At 70.9% G+C, this 17,991-nt stretch carries 16 protein-coding genes and 2 tRNA genes; 15 read left to right on the forward strand and 3 right to left on the reverse strand.

Features of this window, described 5'->3' with window-relative positions:
• Window positions 1–146 precede the first annotated feature (146 nt).
• From dnaN to HD601_RS08965, 8 genes are all read left to right on the forward strand, one after another.
• Window positions 147–1,280, forward strand: coding sequence for a DNA polymerase III subunit beta (dnaN, locus tag HD601_RS08930; protein ID WP_184821143.1), 1,134 nt, complete (start codon window positions 147–149; stop codon window positions 1,278–1,280).
• Window positions 1,281–1,386: 106 nt separating this feature from the next.
• Window positions 1,387–2,322, forward strand: a complete 936-nt coding sequence (gene gnd / locus HD601_RS08935) for a phosphogluconate dehydrogenase (NAD(+)-dependent, decarboxylating) (protein WP_343076392.1) — start codon at window positions 1,387–1,389, stop codon at window positions 2,320–2,322.
• 19 nt (window positions 2,323–2,341) lie between these two features.
• Window positions 2,342–3,514 (forward strand): DNA replication/repair protein RecF, encoded by a 1,173-nt coding sequence (gene recF / locus HD601_RS08940; RefSeq protein ID WP_184821145.1) that lies wholly within the window; start codon window positions 2,342–2,344, stop codon window positions 3,512–3,514.
• Window positions 3,515–3,537: 23 nt separating this feature from the next.
• Entirely contained in the window at window positions 3,538–4,170 is a 633-nt protein-coding gene (locus tag HD601_RS08945; protein WP_184821147.1) for a DciA family protein, read from the forward strand.
• 252 nt (window positions 4,171–4,422) lie between these two features.
• The gene (gene gyrB / locus HD601_RS08950) at window positions 4,423–6,423 is read left to right on the forward strand and encodes a DNA topoisomerase (ATP-hydrolyzing) subunit B (RefSeq protein WP_343076393.1); all 2,001 of its coding nucleotides are present in this window, start codon (window positions 4,423–4,425) and stop codon (window positions 6,421–6,423) included.
• Between the two features lie 130 nt (window positions 6,424–6,553).
• A complete protein-coding gene (gyrA, locus tag HD601_RS08955; protein WP_343076394.1) occupies window positions 6,554–9,103 on the forward strand; it encodes a DNA gyrase subunit A in 2,550 nt (849 codons plus the stop codon).
• The gene (locus HD601_RS35555) at window positions 9,100–10,149 is read left to right on the forward strand and encodes a DUF3566 domain-containing protein (RefSeq protein ID WP_221440719.1); all 1,050 of its coding nucleotides are present in this window, start codon (window positions 9,100–9,102) and stop codon (window positions 10,147–10,149) included. Before gyrA ends, HD601_RS35555 begins: the two co-directional genes overlap by 4 nt.
• 89 nt (window positions 10,150–10,238) lie before the next feature.
• A tRNA-Ile gene (locus tag HD601_RS08965) sits at window positions 10,239–10,312 on the forward strand.
• Window positions 10,313–10,352: 40 nt separating this feature from the next.
• Here the strand turns inward: HD601_RS08965 and HD601_RS33035 are convergent.
• Window positions 10,353–11,414, reverse strand: coding sequence for a hypothetical protein (locus HD601_RS33035; RefSeq protein ID WP_221440720.1), 1,062 nt, complete (start codon window positions 11,412–11,414; stop codon window positions 10,353–10,355).
• 135 nt (window positions 11,415–11,549) lie between these two features.
• Between HD601_RS33035 and HD601_RS33040 the strand changes: the two genes are divergently transcribed.
• The 6 genes from HD601_RS33040 to HD601_RS09000 all read left to right on the forward strand — a co-directional run bounded on the left by HD601_RS33040 (window position 11,550) and on the right by HD601_RS09000 (window position 14,647).
• Window positions 11,550–12,101 carry a DUF305 domain-containing protein gene (locus tag HD601_RS33040; protein WP_221440721.1) on the forward strand — a complete coding sequence of 184 codons (552 nt, stop codon included), beginning with the start codon at window positions 11,550–11,552 and terminating at the stop codon, window positions 12,099–12,101.
• Window positions 12,102–12,183: 82 nt separating this feature from the next.
• A complete protein-coding gene (locus HD601_RS08980; RefSeq protein ID WP_184821153.1) occupies window positions 12,184–12,324 on the forward strand; it encodes a DLW-39 family protein in 141 nt (46 codons plus the stop codon).
• 145 nt (window positions 12,325–12,469) lie between these two features.
• Window positions 12,470–13,240 carry a TipAS antibiotic-recognition domain-containing protein gene (locus HD601_RS08985; RefSeq protein ID WP_221440722.1) on the forward strand — a complete coding sequence of 257 codons (771 nt, stop codon included), beginning with the start codon at window positions 12,470–12,472 and terminating at the stop codon, window positions 13,238–13,240.
• A gap of 149 nt (window positions 13,241–13,389) precedes the next feature.
• Window positions 13,390–13,462, forward strand: a tRNA-Ala gene (locus tag HD601_RS08990).
• 4 nt (window positions 13,463–13,466) lie between these two features.
• Window positions 13,467–13,952 (forward strand): HAD domain-containing protein, encoded by a 486-nt coding sequence (locus tag HD601_RS08995; protein ID WP_184829632.1) that lies wholly within the window; start codon window positions 13,467–13,469, stop codon window positions 13,950–13,952.
• 254 nt (window positions 13,953–14,206) lie between these two features.
• Complete coding sequence (locus tag HD601_RS09000; RefSeq protein WP_184821155.1) at window positions 14,207–14,647, forward strand: hypothetical protein; 441 nt, start codon at window positions 14,207–14,209, stop codon at window positions 14,645–14,647.
• Between the two features lie 118 nt (window positions 14,648–14,765).
• Here HD601_RS09000 and HD601_RS35560 read toward each other — a convergent pair whose 3' ends face one another.
• Complete coding sequence (locus HD601_RS35560; protein WP_184821157.1) at window positions 14,766–14,972, reverse strand: hypothetical protein; 207 nt, start codon at window positions 14,970–14,972, stop codon at window positions 14,766–14,768.
• A 315-nt stretch (window positions 14,973–15,287) separates the two neighbouring features.
• On the opposite strand from HD601_RS35560, the gene HD601_RS09010 reads away from it, so the two are divergent.
• Window positions 15,288–15,647: a zinc finger domain-containing protein gene (locus tag HD601_RS09010; RefSeq protein WP_184821158.1), complete on the forward strand. Its 360-nt coding sequence runs from the start codon at window positions 15,288–15,290 to the stop codon at window positions 15,645–15,647.
• A gap of 13 nt (window positions 15,648–15,660) precedes the next feature.
• On the opposite strand, the gene HD601_RS09015 is transcribed toward HD601_RS09010, so the two are convergent.
• Entirely contained in the window at window positions 15,661–17,943 is a 2,283-nt protein-coding gene (locus HD601_RS09015) for an LLM class flavin-dependent oxidoreductase (RefSeq protein ID WP_184821159.1), read from the reverse strand.
• Window positions 17,944–17,991 lie beyond the last annotated feature (48 nt).

Genomic DNA, 17,991 nt, shown 5'->3' on the forward strand with positions numbered 1-17,991 from the left:
GCGCACAAGCTTGGCGGGCCGCTCCCTGTGGATCGTGTGATTCACGGCCGTCGTTTGGCGCCTCTGGCCGCCACTGTCAGCGGTGCGTGGAAGGATGACGTCGAACCACAACGACCCGGGCTCGCGCCCGAGGGGAGGACGGACCGGTGAAGTTCCGGCTCGATCGCGATGTATTGGCAGAGGCGGTGGCCTGGACGGCCCGCACCCTGCCCAACCGGCCCACGGTGCCGGTCCTGGCCGGCCTGCGCATCGACGCGTCCGACACCCAAGTGACGTTCTCGTCGTTCGACTACGAGGTGTCCGGGCGCGTGTCCGTCGACGGCGACGTCGCCGACGGTGGCACCGTCCTGGTCTCCGGCCGGCTGCTCGCCGACATCGCCCGGTCGCTGCCGAACAAGCCGGTCGACCTCAATGCCGACGGCTCCAAGGTCACCATCACCTGCGGCAGCGCACGGTTCACCCTGCTGACGCTGCCGGTCGAGGAGTACCCCGACCTCCCCTCCATGCCCGACGCGTCCGGCACCGTCGACGGCGCTGTCCTGGCCGAGGCCGTCACCCAGGTGGCAGTCGCCGCCGGCCGCGACGACATGCTGCCGACGCTCACCGGCATCCGCATCGAGATCGAGGGCGAGACCGTCACCCTGGGTGCCACCGACCGGTACCGGCTGGCGGTCAAGGAGTTCACCTGGAACCCCGGCACGCCCGACCTCTCCGCGGTCGCGCTGGTGCCGGCCCGCACGCTGGTCGACGCCGCCAAGACGCTGGGCCCGGCCGGCGAGGTCACCCTGGCGCTCGGCACGGGCACCCAGGACAGCCTGCTGGGCCTGGCCGCCGGCGGCCGCCACACCACCAGCCGGCTCATCGACGGCGAGTGGGTGCCCAACTACCGCCGGCTGTTCCCGGCCGAGACCGCCACGGTCGCGCGGGTCGAGATCTCCGCGCTGGTCGAGTCGGTGAAGCGCGTCGCCCTGGTGGCCGAGCGCAACACCCCGGTCCGGCTCGCCTTCGACGAGGGCCAGGTCGTGCTCGAGGCCGGCAGCGGCGAGGACGCGCAGGCCTCCGAGGCGCTGCCCGCCGAGGTGCAGGGCCCGGCCATCGCCACCGGCTTCAACCCCACCTACCTCCTCGACGGCCTGCAGGCGCTGGGCACACCGTTCGTGCACCTGTCCTTCACCGACACGCCGCTGAAGCCCGTGGTCATCCAGGGTGTCGCCAGCCTCGAGGCCGAGCCGACCGGCGGCTACCGCTACCTGGCCATGCCCATCCGGCTCTCGGGCTGACCACCCTCGACGGCGGACCCGGTCGCACGCGGCGGCACCGGCGCGCAAGGATGGTGACATCGGCGCGCGCCGCGCCTCGGCGCGATCTCGAGGGGGAGGAACTCTGGTGGCCACGGAAGGGAACGTCATGGAGCTGGGCCTGATCGGCCTCGGCCGCATGGGCGGCAACATGCGCGAGCGGCTGCGTCGCGCCGGTCACACGGTGGTCGGCTACGACCGCAACCCCGACGTCAGCGACGTCGGCAGCCTGAAAGAGCTGGTCGAGCGCTTGTCCGCGCCGCGGGCGGTCTGGGTCATGGTCCCGGTCGGCGACCCCACCCGCGCTACCGTGCAGGAGCTCGCCGACCTCCTCGACGAGGGCGACGTCGTCGTCGACGGCGGCAACTCCCGGTTCACCGACGACCAGAAGCACGCCGACATCCTGGCCGCTCAGGGCGTCGGGTACGTCGACTGCGGTGTGTCCGGCGGCATCTGGGGTCTCGAGGTCGGCTACGGCCTCATGGCCGGCGGCTCGAAGCAGGACGTCGAGCGGCTGATGCCGATCTTCGACACGCTGCGGCCCGAGGGTCCGCGCGAAGAGGGCTTCGTCCACGCTGGCGGCGTCGGCGCAGGTCACTACGCCAAGATGGTCCACAACGGCATCGAGTACGGCCTCATGCAGGCGTACGGCGAGGGCTACGAGCTGCTGGCCGCGTCCGGCATCGTCGACGACATCCACGGCACGCTCAAGGCGTGGTCGCGTGGCACCGTCGTCCGGTCCTGGCTGCTCGACCTGCTCGTCCGGGCGCTCGAGCAGGACCCCTCGCTGGCCGAGATCGAGGGCTACGTCGAGGACTCCGGCGAGGGGCGCTGGACGGTCGAGGAGGCCATCCGCAACTCCGTGCCGGCGCCGGTCATCACCGCGGCGCTGTTCGCGCGGTTCGAGTCCCGCCAGGACGACTCCCCCGCCATGAAGGCCGTCGCCGCGCTGCGCAACCAGTTCGGCGGCCACGCGGTCAAGGCCGCAGGGCCCACGTCCGGGGCGGGCGACACCCGCTCCTGAGCCCCGGGAGCGGCCACCCATGCACGTCGCCCATCTGTCGCTGGCCGACTTCCGCTCGTACGCCCAGGTCGAGCTGCCGCTCGATCCGGGCGTCACGGCGTTCGTCGGGCCGAACGGCCAGGGCAAGACCAACCTCGTCGAGGCGCTGAACTACCTGGCGACCCTCGGCAGCCACCGGGTCGCGCAGGACGCCCCGCTCGTGCGGCTCGGTGCCGAGCGGGCCGTCGTGCGCGGCAGCGTCGTCGAGACCGTCGGCGGCGAGGACCGCAGCACGCTGCTCGAGATCGAGATCACGCCGGGCCGGGCCAACCGCGCCCGGCTGAACCGGTCCCCGGTCCCGCGTCCGCGCGAGCTCCTCGGCGTCCTGACCACCGTGCTGTTCGCGCCCGAGGACCTCGCCCTGGTCAAGGGCGACCCGTCCGAGCGGCGCCGGTTCCTCGACGAGCTGCTGGTGGCGCGGGCGCCGCGCTTCGCCGGCGTCCGGTCCGACTACGAGCGGGTCCTCAAGCAGCGCAACGCCCTGCTCAAGTCCGCGGGCGCGGCCATGCGGGCCAGCCGGGGCGGGGGCGGCGGGCGGGGGCCCGACCTCAGCACGCTCGACGTCTGGGACACCCACCTGGCGCAGGCCGGCGCCGAGTTGCTCGCCGCCCGCATCGAGCTGGTCGAGGCGCTCCGCCCGCTGGTCGCCAAGGCGTACGACGCGGTGGCCGGCGGATCGGGGACGTCCGGCGACCGCGAGGCGCAGCTCCTGTACAGGTGCTCGCTCGGTCCCGACGCCGAGCTGGTGCCGTCGCGCGAGACGCTGGCCGCCGCGCTGCTCGAGGCGCTGGCCGGGGTCCGGCGCGACGAGCTCGACCGCGGCGTGTCACTGATCGGCCCGCACCGCGACGACCTCGTGCTGTCGCTGGGCCCCATGCCGGCCAAGGGGTACGCGAGCCACGGCGAGTCGTGGTCGTTCGCGCTCGCGCTGCGACTCGCGTCCTACGAGTTGTTGCGTTCCACGGGCAGCGACCCTGTACTGGTCCTGGACGACGTCTTCGCCGAGCTCGACTCCGGCCGGCGCGACCGGCTGGCCGAGCTCACGGCCGGGGCCGAGCAGGTGCTGGTCACGGCAGCGGTGGCGGGCGACGTCCCGGCCGGGCTCAGCGGGGCCCGGGTCGACGTGCTCGGCGGCGAGGTCCGGCGGGCGTGAGGACGAGGTGGTGACGGTGACCCATGAGTGACGACGACGATGTCACCGTCCCGGCCCCCGAGGTCGAGCTCCCCCGGCCGGCCGTCGACCCCGTCGGGCCCCCGGACGGTTTCACGTGGAACCCCGACGGCGAGGAGTTGGCGAAGGCGCTGGTCGCGCGGGCGAAGGCGGCCGGCCAGTCCGGTGGTCGCGCCCCGGCCCGCCGGACCGGCGGCTCCGGCACCGGCGGCTCCGGAGGTCCGGGCGGCTGGCGGCGGCGACGCGCCCCGGGCGCCGGCTGGAGCGGTCCCGGCTCCGACGACCGCGATCCCCAGGCTGTGGGTTCCGCCGTGGACAAGCTCATCGGCGAGCACGGGTGGGGCGAGGACCTCGCGGTGCACGGCGCGGTGGCCCGCTGGGACCAGCTGGTCGGGCCCGAGGTCGCGGCGCACGTCCAGCCCGAGCACTACGAGGACGGCGTGCTGAGCGTGCGGGCCGACTCCACCGCCTGGGCCACCCAGGTGCGGCTGTTCGCGGCCGAGCTGGTCCGGCGGTTCAACGAGGAGATCGGCGACGGCTCCGTCACCAGGGTCGACGTCCGCGGGCCGCAGGCGCCGAGCTGGCGTCGCGGACCGCGCAGCGTACCCGGCCGCGGTCCGCGCGACACCTACGGCTGACCGAAATCCGCCGATCCGCTCCGCGGCGCCAGACGGCCCCCAGCGTCGCCGAGCCTCCCGGTGCGGGTATGGGGACACAGGCGAGCCGATCTACGCGGCTCCACGGGGCTTTCAGGCCCGCAGAACGCGCATTCTGGTGTCGGCACAAGGTAGAATGAGGGTGTCCATCCAGGCCGCGCGGTCTCCTGGGCCCTCTCAGCGGCCTGCAGGTGGCGCGGTGCGGCCTGATCCCTGGCAGGAGGTCCCCCGCTCGTGACGGACACCACGTCCTACGACGCCAGCGCCATCACCGTACTCGAAGGTCTCGAAGCGGTCCGCAAACGCCCTGGCATGTACATCGGCTCCACCGGCGAGCGAGGTCTTCACCACCTGGTCTACGAGGTCGTCGACAACTCCGTCGACGAGGCCCTGGCCGGCGTCTGCGACCACATCGACATCACCCTGCTCCCGGGCGACGGCGTCCGCGTGGTCGACAACGGCCGCGGCATCCCCGTCGACATGCACCCGGTCGAGAAGCGGCCGGCGGTCGAGGTCGTCATGACCGTCCTGCACGCGGGCGGCAAGTTCGGCGGCGGTGGCTACAAGGTCTCCGGTGGTCTGCACGGCGTGGGCGTCTCCGTCGTCAACGCGCTCTCGACCAAGATCGACCTCGAGATCCACCGCGACGGCTACCGCTGGACCCAGTCGTACTCCCTCGGCGTCCCCGACGGCCCGCTCGAGCAGCACGAGGCGTCCGACCGCACGGGCACGTCCACCACGTTCTACGCGAGCTCGGACATCTTCGAGACCACCACGTACGACTTCGAGACGCTCTCCACACGCCTGCGCGAGATGGCGTTCCTCAACAAGGGCCTCACCATCGTGCTGCGCGACGAGCGTCCGCACGAGCCCGACGCCGGAGCCGAGGACGACGTCGACTCCGAGCTGCCCGACGGCCCGCGTGAGGTCCGCTACCGCTACGACAACGGCCTGGTCGACTACGTCAACCACCTGAACAACACGAAGACGGCCATCCACCCCAGCGTCATCGACTACGAGGCCGAGTCCACCGACGGCGACGGCCAGCCCATGAGCCTCGAGATGGCGCTGCAGTGGAACGACCAGTTCAGCGAGTCGGTGCACACCTTCGCCAACACCATCAACACCCACGAGGGCGGCACCCACGAAGAGGGCTTCCGCGCCGCGCTGACCACGCTGGTCAACCGGTTCGCCCGCGAGTGGGGCGTGCTGAAGGAGAAGGACGCCAACCTCACCGGCGACGACGTCCGCGAGGGTCTCACCGCCATCATCAGCATCAAGATCGCCGAGCCGCAGTTCGAGGGCCAGACGAAGACCAAGCTCGGCAACACCGAGGCCAAGGGGTTCGTCCAGCGCATCGTCAACGAGCAGCTCGGCGCCTGGTTCGAGCAGAACCCCACCGAGGGCAAGCTCATCGCCCGCAAGGCGCAGAGCGCGGCCATCGCGCGGGTCGCCGCCCGCAAGGCGCGCGACGCCGCCCGCAGCCGCAAGGGCCTCATGGGCGGTGGCGGTCTGCCGGGCAAGCTGGCCGACTGCCAGTCGACCGACCCGGAGGAATGCGAGCTCTTCATCGTCGAGGGCGACTCCGCCGGCGGCCCGGCCAAGCAGGGCCGCGACCCGAAGGTGCAGGCGATCCTCCCGATCCGCGGCAAGATCCTCAACGTCGAGAAGGCCCGCATCGACAAGATCCTGCAGAACCAGGAGGTCCAGGCGATCATCAACGCCCTGGGCACCGGGGTGCACGAGGAGTTCGACCTCAACCGCCTGCGCTATCACAAGATCGTGCTCATGGCCGACGCCGACGTCGACGGCCAGCACATCCGGACGCTGCTGCTCACGCTGCTCTTCCGGTTCATGAAGCCGGTCGTCGAGCACGGCCACGTGTTCCTGGCCTGCCCGCCGCTGTACAAGATCAAGTGGGGCGGCCGCGACGCCCAGCCCGAGTACGCGTACTCCGACCGCGAGCGGAACGCGCTGATCCAGGCCGGCCAAGAGGCGGGCAAGCGGCTGCCGAAGGACGAGGGCATCCAGCGCTACAAGGGTCTCGGCGAGATGAACGACGACGAGCTGTGGGAGACCACCATGGACCCCGAGCAGCGGCTGCTGCTGCAGGTCACGCTCGACGACGCCGCTCAGGCCGACGAGGTCTTCAGCACGCTCATGGGTGAGGACGTCGAGAGCCGCCGCAAGTTCATCCAGCGCAACGCGCGCGACGTCCGCTTCCTGGACATCTAGCCGACGCCCACGCCGGCGACCACCTGAAACGCCGCGACATGAAACACAACGGGGACGAAGACAACCGTGGGCCTGTCTCGCGCGTCTTAACTGACGTGCGGCCGGCAGGTCGCACCTGGAGGAACCACTCGTGACCAACGACACCACCACGGCCGGCGACGCGTTCGGACCCGGGGGACGGATCGAGCCGGTCGATCTGCAGGTCGAGATGCAGCGCAGCTATCTCGACTACGCGATGACCGTCATCGTCTCCCGGGCGCTGCCCGACGTCCGTGACGGTCTCAAGCCGGTACACCGCCGCGTCCTCTACGCGATGTTCGACGGCGGCTACCGGCCCGACCGCGGTTTCTCCAAGTGCTCGCGCGTCGTCGGCGACGTCATGGGCAACTACCACCCGCACGGCGACACCGCCATCTACGACACCCTGGTCCGGCTGGGCCAGTGGTGGTCCATGCGGTACCCGCTGGTGCAGGGGCAGGGCAACTTCGGCTCGCGCGGCGACGACCGCCAGGCGGCCATGCGCTACACCGAGTGCCGCATGGCGCCGCTGGCCATGGAGATGGTCCGCGACATCGAAGAAGAGACCGTCGACTTCTCCCCCAACTACGACAGCCGCGGCGCCGAGCCCGACGTCCTGCCGGCGCGGTTCCCGAACCTGCTGGTCAACGGCTCCGGCGGCATCGCGGTCGGCATGGCCACCAACATCCCGCCGCACAACCTGCGCGAGGTCGCCAGCGGTGTCGACTGGTACCTGGACAACCCCGAGGCCTCGAACGAGGAGCTGCTCACCGCGCTGCTCGAGCGCATCAAGGGCCCCGACTTCCCGACCAGCGCGCTCATCGTCGGCACCACCGCCATCGAGCAGGCCTACCGCACCGGCCGCGGCTCGGTCATCATGCGTGCCGTCGTCGACGTCGAAGAGGACAGCCGCGGCCGCACGTGCCTGGTCATCACCGAGCTGCCGTACCAGGTCAACCCCGACGCGCTGATCCGCAAGATCGCCGAGCTCGCCGACACCGGCCGGGTGCCGGGCATCGCCGACCTCAAGGACGATTCCTCGTCGCGCACCGGTATGCGCATCGTCGTCGTGCTCAAGCGCGACGCCGTCGCCACCGTGGTGCGCAACAACCTCTACAAGCACACCCAGCTGCAGGACACCTTCGGCTGCAACATGGTGGCACTGGTCGACGGCGTGCCGCGCACGCTGTCGCTCGACGCCTTCGTCCGGCACTGGGTCACGCACCAGGTCGAGGTCATCCGCCGGCGCACCGAGTTCCGGCTGCGCAAGAAGCGCGAGCGCCTGCACATCGTGCTGGGCCTGCTCAAGGCCATCGACGCCATCGACGAGGTCATCGCGCTCATCCGCCGCTCGCAGGACGTCGAAGAGGCCCGCACCGGCCTCATGCAACTGCTCGACATCGACGAGATCCAGGCCACGGCCATCCTCGACATGCAGCTGCGCCGCCTGACGGCCCTGTCGCGCGACGAGCTGCAGAACGAGCACGACACCCTGGTCGCCGACATCGCCGAGCTGCAGGCCATCCTCGAGTCCGACGAGCGCAAGCGGACCATCATCCGCGAGGAGCTCGCCGAGATCGTCGAGAAGTACGGCGACGAACGGCGCAGCCGCATCATCCCGGCCGAGGGCGACCTCACCGCCGAGGACCTCATTCCCGAGGAGCCGGTGGTCGTCACCATCACCCGCGGCGGCTACGCCAAGCGCACGAAGGCCGACCTGTACCGCTCGCAGAAGCGCGGCGGCAAGGGCGTCCGCGGTGCCCAGCTGCGCGAGGACGACGTCGTCGACCAGTTCTTCGTCACCACGACGCACCACTGGATCCTGTTCTTCACCAACCGCGGCCGGGTCTACCGCGCCAAGGCCTACGAGCTGCCCGAGCTGGCGCGCGACGCCAAGGGCCAGCACGTGGCCAACCTGCTGGCGTTCCAGCCCGACGAGAAGATCGCCCGGGTCCTCACGCTCAAGGACTACGAGCAGTCGCCGTACCTCGTGCTCGCCACGAAGCACGGCATGACCAAGAAGACCAAGCTGACCGAGTACGACTCCAACCGCTCCGGCGGCGTCATCGCGGTGCTGTTCCGCGAAGAGGACGACGAGCTCATCGGCGCCGAGCTGGTGAGCGCCGACGACGACATCCTGCTGGTGTCGCGCAAGGCACAGGCCATCCGGTTCACGGCCACGGACGAGCAGCTGCGGCCCATGGGCCGGGCCACCGGCGGCGTCGTGGGCATGAAGTTCCGCGACGGCGACGAACTCCTCTCGATGTCCGTTGTGCGCGATGGAACCGACTCGTACGTCTTTACCGTCACAGATGGTGGATTCGCCAAACGAACCGTTGTCGAGGAATATCGTGTTCAGGGACGCGGGGGTTTGGGTATCAAGGCCATGAAGATCAACGAAGACCGAGGCTCACTCGTGGGTGCTCTGGTCGTCGGCGACGGCGACGAGGTACTCGCCATCCGGGCATCCGGAGGGGTGACGCGCAGCCCTGTGGCGGACGTTCCCGCCAAGGGTCGTGACACCATGGGGGTCAAGTACGTCGCGCTGGGCGGTGACGATGTCGTCGTCGCCATTGCGCACAGTGCCGAGGAGGACTCGGTGGAGGAGGCCGTCGAGGACGTGACGGACTCCGAGATCGACGCGGAAGGTGATGGCTCGTGACGAGCAGCGGCGCGACCGGGCGTCCGGGGACCGACCAGGACGCGCGCAACAAGAGCGCGCCTCCGGCCGACCGAGGACAGAACCAGCAGTCCAACGGTGCCCAGCCCGGCGACCCCAGTGGCAACGGATCGCCCAACGGGCAGCACAACGCCCCCGACCCTGCGGTCGACAACCGACGCCAGCAGGCCGAGTCCGGCCCGCGCGGTGCGGCGGCCGCTCGCACCGCCACGCGTAGCCGCAGCCGCGAGGACACCACGCCGCGCTCGGCGCAGGACTCCACGCAGAACCCGTGGGCCCGGCCCGGCGACCAGCAGGGCCAGCCCGGCGGGCAGAACGGCGCACCGGCGTCCAACGGCAACGCGCAGCGTCCGGCGCAGCCCGCGCCGTCGTCGCCCAACGGCTCGCCGGCCGGGGCGGGGCACGCTCCCGCCGCCCAGCCCGCGCCGCAGGGCCCCGTGCCGCCGCCGTCGCTCGTCGCCCAGCAGGGTGGTGCGGCTCCCACGGTCTTCCCGGCGCCGCCCGGCCCGGTTCCGGCCGCGCCGCTGCCGCCGTCCGCCACCGCCGTCGACACCCAGGCCAGCCTCGAGGCGGTCCCGGCGGCGGCACCCCGTCCGTCCACCCCGCCCAAGCAGAAGCCCACGCCGTCGCGCTCCAGTAGCTCGCGCCGTCCCGGCCGGGTCCGCAAGGCGCGCCTGCGGCTGCTGCGCGTCGACCCGTGGTCGGTCATGAAGACGGCGTTCCTGCTGTCGGTGGCGCTGGGCATCACGCTCTTCGTCGCGGTCGCGGTGCTCTGGTCGGTGCTCGACGCCGCCGGCGTGTTCAGCTCGATCGACGACATCATCACCGACATGACGGCGTCGGACGCCAACTCCGGCATCGACATCAACCAGTACATCGAGCTGTCCCGGGTGCTCGGCTTCACCACCCTCATCGCGGTGGTCGACGTCGTGCTCCTGACGGCGCTCGCGACGCTGGGCGCGTTCCTGTACAACCTGTCCGCGAGCCTGCTCGGCGGCCTCGAGCTCACGCTCGCCGAGGACGACTGAGCCGCTTGTGCTGAGCGGCGGTCAGCCGGTTTGGGTTGGCCGCCGCGGGTGAGGTACGCTGCTGCGGCGCACTGGTTGTGCGACATCCCGGGCCTATAGCTCAGACGGTTAGAGCGCTTCCCTGATAAGGAAGAGGTCACAGGTTCAAGTCCTGTTAGGCCCACCCCTCCTGATGCCCTGTCGACGTGGTCGGCAGGGCTCTTTCATGCCCTCACAGCGGTCGGCGTGGTGCCGCGCCCGCAACGCCGGCACGGCCGGCGGGTGCGGAAGTGGAAAGCGACGGCGGACAGGAGCACGAGCGGTCCCCACAGGACGAGGGACATCGCCGGGATGTGCGACACCCAAGTCATCGGGACGTCGGTTCCGGCGTAGTAGCCGGGTTCTCCAGCGGCGAACCGGATCAGACCCGGGATCAGCAGTGTCCCGATGCCGCTGAGGCCGACCCCGCACACTGTCGCCATCGCGATGGGGAACCAGTGCGGAACCGGCCTGCCGGCGAGGCCAAGGACCGAGCGCGGCCAGACCTGGCTCCAGGGCCGTGTCAGACCGAAGCACAGCAGACCGCCGCCCATCGCCATCGCGGCCAGGGCGAGCTCCATGTAGGTCGTCGCGTGTCCGGGGTTGGCCGCAGCGAGCCGGTCCAGAAACGCCTCGGTGGTGCCGACCGGTATGCCGAACGCCCAGAGGATCCGGACGACCGCGTAGCCGAGCGGCGCGACGAAGGCGGCGAGCGCGGTGATGAGGCCGAGCTTCGCCCACCTGTCCCGGTTCCAGCCAGGCCGGTCGCTGCGTCCGCAGCTCACGCACGCACCTCGGGTGGCCCGGGCGTACGCCGTCGTCGCCGCGGCCAGCGCCATGCCGGCGTAGGCCAGCAGGACCAGATGGACCGTCACCCACGAGAGTCGTTTGACGTTCAGCAGGTTGAGCACCGGTATGGCGTCGAGCGACTGCGGCCCGGGGAGGACGAGGGACAGGAACAGCGCCGAGACCCAGCCGAGCGTCAGGAGCACCGGCCGCAACGCGCCGCCGAGCCTCATGCGCATCAGGGTCACGGCAAGGGCCAGGATGCTCCCACCCACGATCGTGGCGGTCTGCACCACATCGGGAGGCAGGTCGGCCAGCCAGTGCTGGTCGAACGTGCTCTCCGGATTCGACGGCCGGGCGAAGGCGTACGGCGCCCCGACGGTCCAGGCCAGCGCAGCGAGAACGTAGCCGGCGACGACGACCAGGACGAAGGTGGCGGACCATCGCGGCCACTGGGACATGGCACCACCTTGCCGAGCAGTGCCAGCCGCCGAGCCCCCCGTGCGGGCGATCCCGCTCCCTCGCTCGTGGGAGGTTCCAGCACGTCGCCGATCGGGGACCCTGCCGACGCGGGCCCTGAGTTAGGCTCGATCCCCGTGAGGACGGTGCCCCGGTTGCTGACGCTGTCCGCCGTCCTCGCCGCCGCCCCCGCGCTCGCTGGCTGTGGGTCGTCCGATGAGGGGTCCGACGGCGCCGCCTACAGCCCCGCGGACGTCCAGTTCGCGCGGCAGATGATCCCGCACCACGCCCAGGCGGTCGAGATGGCGGACATGCTGCCGGCCGACGGCGTCAGCCCCGAGCTGGTCGAGCTCGCGGCCGGCATCGCCGGTGCCCAGCAACCCGAGATCGACCGGATGACGGCCATGCTGGAGCGCTGGGGTTTCGTCCCGCCGCCGCTGACGGGCGGCCATTCGCACGAGATGGCCGGCATGCTGACCGAGGACGACCTCGCCGCACTGGGCGCCGCGACCGGCGCGGAGTTCGAGCGGATGTGGCTCACGATGATGATCGAGCACCACGAGGGCGCCGTCGACATGGCCGAGGACCAGCTGGCCGGCGGATCCGACGCGGAGGCCCGCGAGCTGGCGGAGGAGATCGTCGAGGTGCAGGAGGACGAGATCGCGCGGATGGAGCGGATGCTCGGGTGATTCGGACGTCACTGTGATGTGACCCCGATCTCTGCGTTAACCTCACACGAGATGTCGAACCACCGTCTGGAGGCGGACCATCGTGTTCAACAAGAAGATCCTGTTCGGAGCGGTGCTGGCCGTGGTGGGCTACCTCGGCTACCGCCGTTACCAGTCCGGACGGGCCGAGCAGGACCTGTGGGCCGAGGCCACGGATCCGATCCCGCCCGCCGACCCGCGCTGAACCACCCGTTCCGACGGCCACGTGCGCCCCTCGCCGCTGTGCGAGGGCCCGCGTGGCCGTTCTGTGTTCCGGGGCGTGTCTTTCGAGTTGAAGTTGACGTAGCGTCAACGAATATCGTCGTGGACGGATCGGAGAGTCCGGTCCGGTGAACGACACGGCACCCACCATGAGCTGGTCGATCAACGAGGTGGCGCGGGCGTCCGGCGTGACGTCGCGGACGCTGCGGCACTACCACGCGATCGGCCTGCTCGACCCGGCGTGGACGGCCGACGGTGGCCGGCGCCACTACGAGCAGGAGCAGTTGCTGCGGTTGCAGCGGATCCTGCTGCTGCGCGAGCTCGGGCTCGGCCTCGACGCGATCGGCGAGATCCTCGAGACCCAGGGCGGCGCCGGCACGGTCGACGTGCTGCGGCGGCACCGCTCCTGGCTGCTGGCCGAGCGCGACCGGATCGACCGGCTGGTGGCGACCGTGGAAGACACCATGACCACCCTGGAGAAGGGAGGGACCATGACGGCGAACTCGATGTTCGCGGGATTCGAGCAGAACCCCTACGAGGACGAGGCGCGCTCGCGCTTCGGCGACCAGGCGATCGACGACGCGACCGTGCGGATGCGCGGCTGGTCGAAGGACCAGGCCGAGCAGGCACGCAGCGGCTTCAGGACGGTGCTGTCCGCCCTGACCGCCCTGCGCGCCGACGGCGTACCCGTCGGCGACCCGCGGGTGCAGGAGGCCATCGACGAGCACTACCGGTGGATCTGCCTGTTCTGGACGCCGAACCGTTCGGCCTACGAAGGCTTGGCCGACCTCTACGTCGACGACGAGCGCTTCCGGCAGAACATCGGCCAGGGCGACGACGCACTGGTCGAGTACGTCCGCGACGCGATGAAGGTCTACGCACGCGAGCGGCTCGCGTAGGCGTGGGTATGGTCACGGGTTCGGAAGAGCTGCAGATCTCCCGGCCCTCCGGCCGGTGTGGGTGAAGAATTCGCTGTCCAGCGCGGTCACGCGCTATGGTTGTCGGCGCGGTTCGGCCCCGCGCACAGCGTGGGTGCCGCTCCGCACCAGGGGACGTAGCTCAATTGGCAGAGCACCGCCTTTGCAAGGCGGGGGTTAGGGGTTCGATTCCCCTCGTCTCCACACCATCGCTTCTCGCGCCATCCTGTTCCTCGATGTCGACGGGACGCTGTTGCCGTTCGGTGGCCCGGGAACCCCGCCGGCCCCTGGTGTGACGGCGTCGTCGAACCCGTACCTGGCGCGGATCGACCGGACGCTCGGCCCGCTGCTGGCGGCTCTGGAGTGCGACCTCGTGTGGGCGACCGCTTGGATGGACGACGCCAACGAGGTGATCGCGCCGCTGCTCGGTCTGCCCCAGTTGCCGGTGGCCGATCTGCCCGGTCAGGACGGCGACGATGGTGCCGACCGGCTGCAGTGGAAGACGAAGGCGCTGATCCGGATCGCCGCCGGTCGACCGTTCGTCTGGGTCGACGACGACATCGGGCCGGCCGACCGGTGGTGGGTCGAGCTCGAGCATCCGGGCGAGGCGCTGCTGCACCGGGTCGAGCCCGCCGTGGGGCTGACCGCGGCGGATGTCGCCCTCATCGCCACCTGGCTCGTGAAGCACAGCTGAAGGCGGTCTCTGGCCCGAACGACGACGACCTGGGCGGCGAGGCTTCACGCTGCACGAGTGGGCGCTCACCCCGGCGCCTACACCGCACGGCGAGCACTGGAGTCGGGACTGCTGGACGAGATCCAGCTCCCACATCGTCCCGGTCCCCTACGACGACAGCCCAGAGGCCACGCACGTGCGATACCGCGTCAGCCGTTGAACCTCGGTGGGCCAGAGAGGTCGACAACCCCATCGATCCCGCCATACTCCTCGGTGTGACGAATGGCGTCGACCGCATCTGGGAGCACAGGACAGCCTCGATGATCGGCCTCGTTGGCCTGGTCATGGGTCTGACCGGTTGCTCTGCGGACTCGGGAGACCCGCCGTCAGCCAGACGGTCGGCAACAGCGCCGCAGACGACCTCCCCTGCTGCGCCGACCACGACACCCGAAAGCGTGACCGCCGAACCCGTGTGCCTGGATGCCATGCAGGCGGCCGCAGCCGAGCCGGACCCGGCCGCGGCCGACCCGCTGATCGTCGCCACGCTCAGCGCGTGCTCGACAGCGGCCGCATGGCTCGATGCGCTGCGCGCACATCCGGCGGCCATGGGTCTCTCGGATCAGGCAGAGATCGGACGACTCGAGTTGCGGGCGAGCTGCTACGGCAACGAAGCGACTCCGGTGTGCGCTGACGCGCAGAAGAAGGGCTGGCTCTAGTCGCTTCACCAAGGTGCTCGTCGGCGAGGAGATGACCGCCTGCCCGCTGACGATCCAGGATCGGTGGGGTGATGGCACCACCGATCCTGGATGATCATGGCGCCCTCTTACGGACGCGCTAGGCCCGCCGGGTCTCGGCGGGCCTGATGGTCGACCCGGCGATGCGCAGGTCGTACTGGTCGACGACGAAGGTGATGTGCGCGTAGGCGTTGGCGTGGTCGCGCGCCGAACCCTCGGCCATGCCGTAGCGGATGAACTGCCGTCCCTCCCAGGGGCAGTCAACGCATTTCGCCCGGTAGCGGTACTGACCGTGCCCCGCTGTCATGGTTCGAGCGTAGCTGTCGACAATGCATCTGACTTGCGTAAGCACTACTGCTCTCTCGTGCGAGGTGACCGGCCACGGCCGGTCGGAGTTCTGTCCGGCCTCTCTGGCACTGTCGGCCCCTGACCGGCGAGGGGGCCACCGTGGGGTTGCTGGACAGATTCCGTTCCGCCCGTACGCCCACCAGTGCGATCTCTGCGCAGATCCTGGGCGGCAGTGACGACCTCGAGGTCGTGGGCGAGGTCTCGTATCAGGACGCGCTCTGGCGGATCGGCCCTGACGGAGTTCGATGACGCCTGCGAGCGCCACGACGCCGAGATGGAGACGATCCGCGCAGCCTTCATGACCAAGTGGGACAAGGTTCCGCTCCTCGAGACCTATCGTCAGATGGCCATCCGGCAGCAGAAGAAGAAAGACTGGGCCGCCTGCGTGCGCTGGACCGAGCGCGGCCTGCAGCTCTACCGGAACGACGCCGCACGTGAGGAGGCGGTGGAGGATCTCCTGAGGCGCCGGAACCGAGCCCTCGCCAAGCTCGAGGTCACGGCGCCGGCCGGCATCGACGCGCGGGTTGAGATCCTCGTGTGCTCCCGATGTGCGTCGTCGTTCGAGCGAGTGCGGGTTCGTGGACGGAAGCCCGCACTCTGCCCTGAGTGCCGGTCGGCGCCGAACGTGAACTGACGAGGGGACGGCGTCAGCTTGCGACCTCGGCGGGGGCGTCGTCCGGGGCGAGGTTGAAGTTGTGCCGGAAGACGTTGTCGGGATCGTAGCGGTGCTTGAGCTCCTGCAACCGCGCGAGGGTGGCGGGCGGGAAGGCGTCGGCGAGGCGGTCGGGACTCTGGTCGGTTTCGAAGCTGAGGTAGAGGCCGTCGAAGAAGGGGTAGAGGGTGGCCCAGACCTCGGCCATCCGCGAGGGGCTGGCGCCCATGGCCGTCACTTGGAAGTTGGCCGACCGGTAGGCGTAGGCGGTCGCGTCAGCGGGGACGTCGGAGACGGCGCCGCCGACGGAGCGGATCTGGAAGAAGTAGATCGCGCCGCTCGCCAGCGCCGCCGCGGCCGCCGCCGCGAACTCGGGCGTGATGTGCTCGAGCAGGCCGCTGTGAGCGAGAGGTTCGCCGGTCGCCACGTGCGGGGTGCCGCCGGCGTTCTGCATGATCGAGGCGTACGACGTGATCGTCACCTCCTGGTCGTAGAGGGGCGCGATCGACGCGATCTCCTGGAGCCGGGCCACCACGACCTCGGGGTCGGACGACTCGACGACGGAGCGGGACTGCGCGACCGCGGGCTGCCCGTTCCGGGGCGGACCCATGACGAGGAAGCTGGACAGGTCGCGGGGCGCCTCCTCGACGGCCGCGCCCCAGCGGACCAGATAGTCCGCGGGATCCTCGGCGACCTGGGTGAGGAAGCCCCAGCCGACGTCGCCGACCTCGTCGACCACGAAGTCGAAGGAGGTGACGATGCCGAAGTTGCCCCCGGCGCCCCGGAGTGCCCAGAACAGGTCCGGCTGCGACGACTCGTCGGCCCGGACCACGGAGCCGTCGGCCAGCACGATCTCGGCCGCCACCAGGTGGTCGATGGTCAGTCCGTGCGACCGCGAGAGGTACCCGATACCCCCGGCCGTCGCCAGCCCACCCACCCCCACGCCACCGTAGTCGCCGGACGACAGCGCCCAGCCGTGCGGTTCCAGCGCCGCCGCCACGTCGCCCCAGCGCGCGCCGGCGCCCACGCGGACCAGCCGGCGCGAGGCGTCGAGCACCGTCACCGAGTCCAGCCGGCCGACGTCGATGACGAGGCCGCCGTCGTTGGTCGACCGTCCGCTCAGGCCGTGGCCACCGCTGCGCACGCCGAGCGGCAGGTCGGGGTGCCGGCGGGCGAACCGCATCGCCTCCACCACCTCCGACGTCGACGTGGGGCGGAGCACCAGGCCGGGCGACCCTCCGCGCAGGTAGCCGCCGCGCGCCGTCCGGTACTCCGGGTCGCCCGGCTCCACCGCTCCCGCCACCAGAGCAGCCGGCACGCCGTCGTAGTCGATCCCGGGACGACGCGCAGCCAACGCCACCGACGGTCGTACCCGCGAACCGGCCGAGCCGCCCGGCACCGCGTCATCGACGGCGGAACGCAGCGCCGGCATGACCTCCTCGGCGAACTGCTGCAGGGTCCGCGGGTCGTCGCCCATGACGATGAAGGTGCCGACACCGTCCTCGACGACCAGCGGGAGCAGGTCGTCGACCCAGTCCTGGCTGGTGCCCTGCAGGAATCCACCACGTGACGCAGAGAAGCGCCCGCTGATGTTCACCAGCCTCCGGATCTCGCGCGGATCCCGGCCCGCCGCCTCGGCCGCCGAATCGATGATCGCGTTGCCGCGCTTCAGGTCGCCGGGCTGCAGGTACGGCAGGCTCGGCAGCCAGCCGTCGCCCTTCTCACCGATCAGCCGCAGCATCCGCGGCTTCAGCGCGCCGATCCAGAGCGGGATCGGGTGCTGCGGCGCGGGGCCGCGCTTGGCGCCGTCCAGCCGGTAGAACTGCCCGTCGACCCGAGCGCCACCGCGGGCGTCGACGTCCCACAGGGCGCGGATGACGTCGATGGCCTCGCTCAGCGCGGTGACGGACTCGCCCGGCGCGAGCCGCCGCCCGCCCATGGCCTCGATGGCGTCCCAGAAGCCGCCGGCGCCGAGGCCGAGCTCGGCCCGTCCGCCGGAGAGCAGGTCGAGGCTGGCCGCTGCCCGCGCGAGGACGGCCGGCGTGCGCAGCGGGATGCTGTGCACGTTGGCCGACAGCCGCACGCGCGACGTCTGGGCGGCGACCCAGGTGAGCAGCGTCCAGGTGTCGAGGAACGCCGGCTGGTACGGGTGGTCCTGGAAGGTCACGACGTCGAAGCCGAGCTGCTCGCTCAGCTGGGCGAGCGCCACGGGCTGCTGGGGCGACTGGTGGGTGGGGGTGATGAAGGTGCCGAACTCGAGACGGTGGCCGTAGTTCACGACTTCAGTCTCCGGCCCACCACAGCGCTTGGCCAACCGCCCGTTAGT

Origin of the sequence: Jiangella mangrovi (assembly GCF_014204975.1) — a bacterium.
GTDB classification, from domain to species: Bacteria; Actinomycetota; Actinomycetes; order Jiangellales; family Jiangellaceae; genus Jiangella; species Jiangella mangrovi.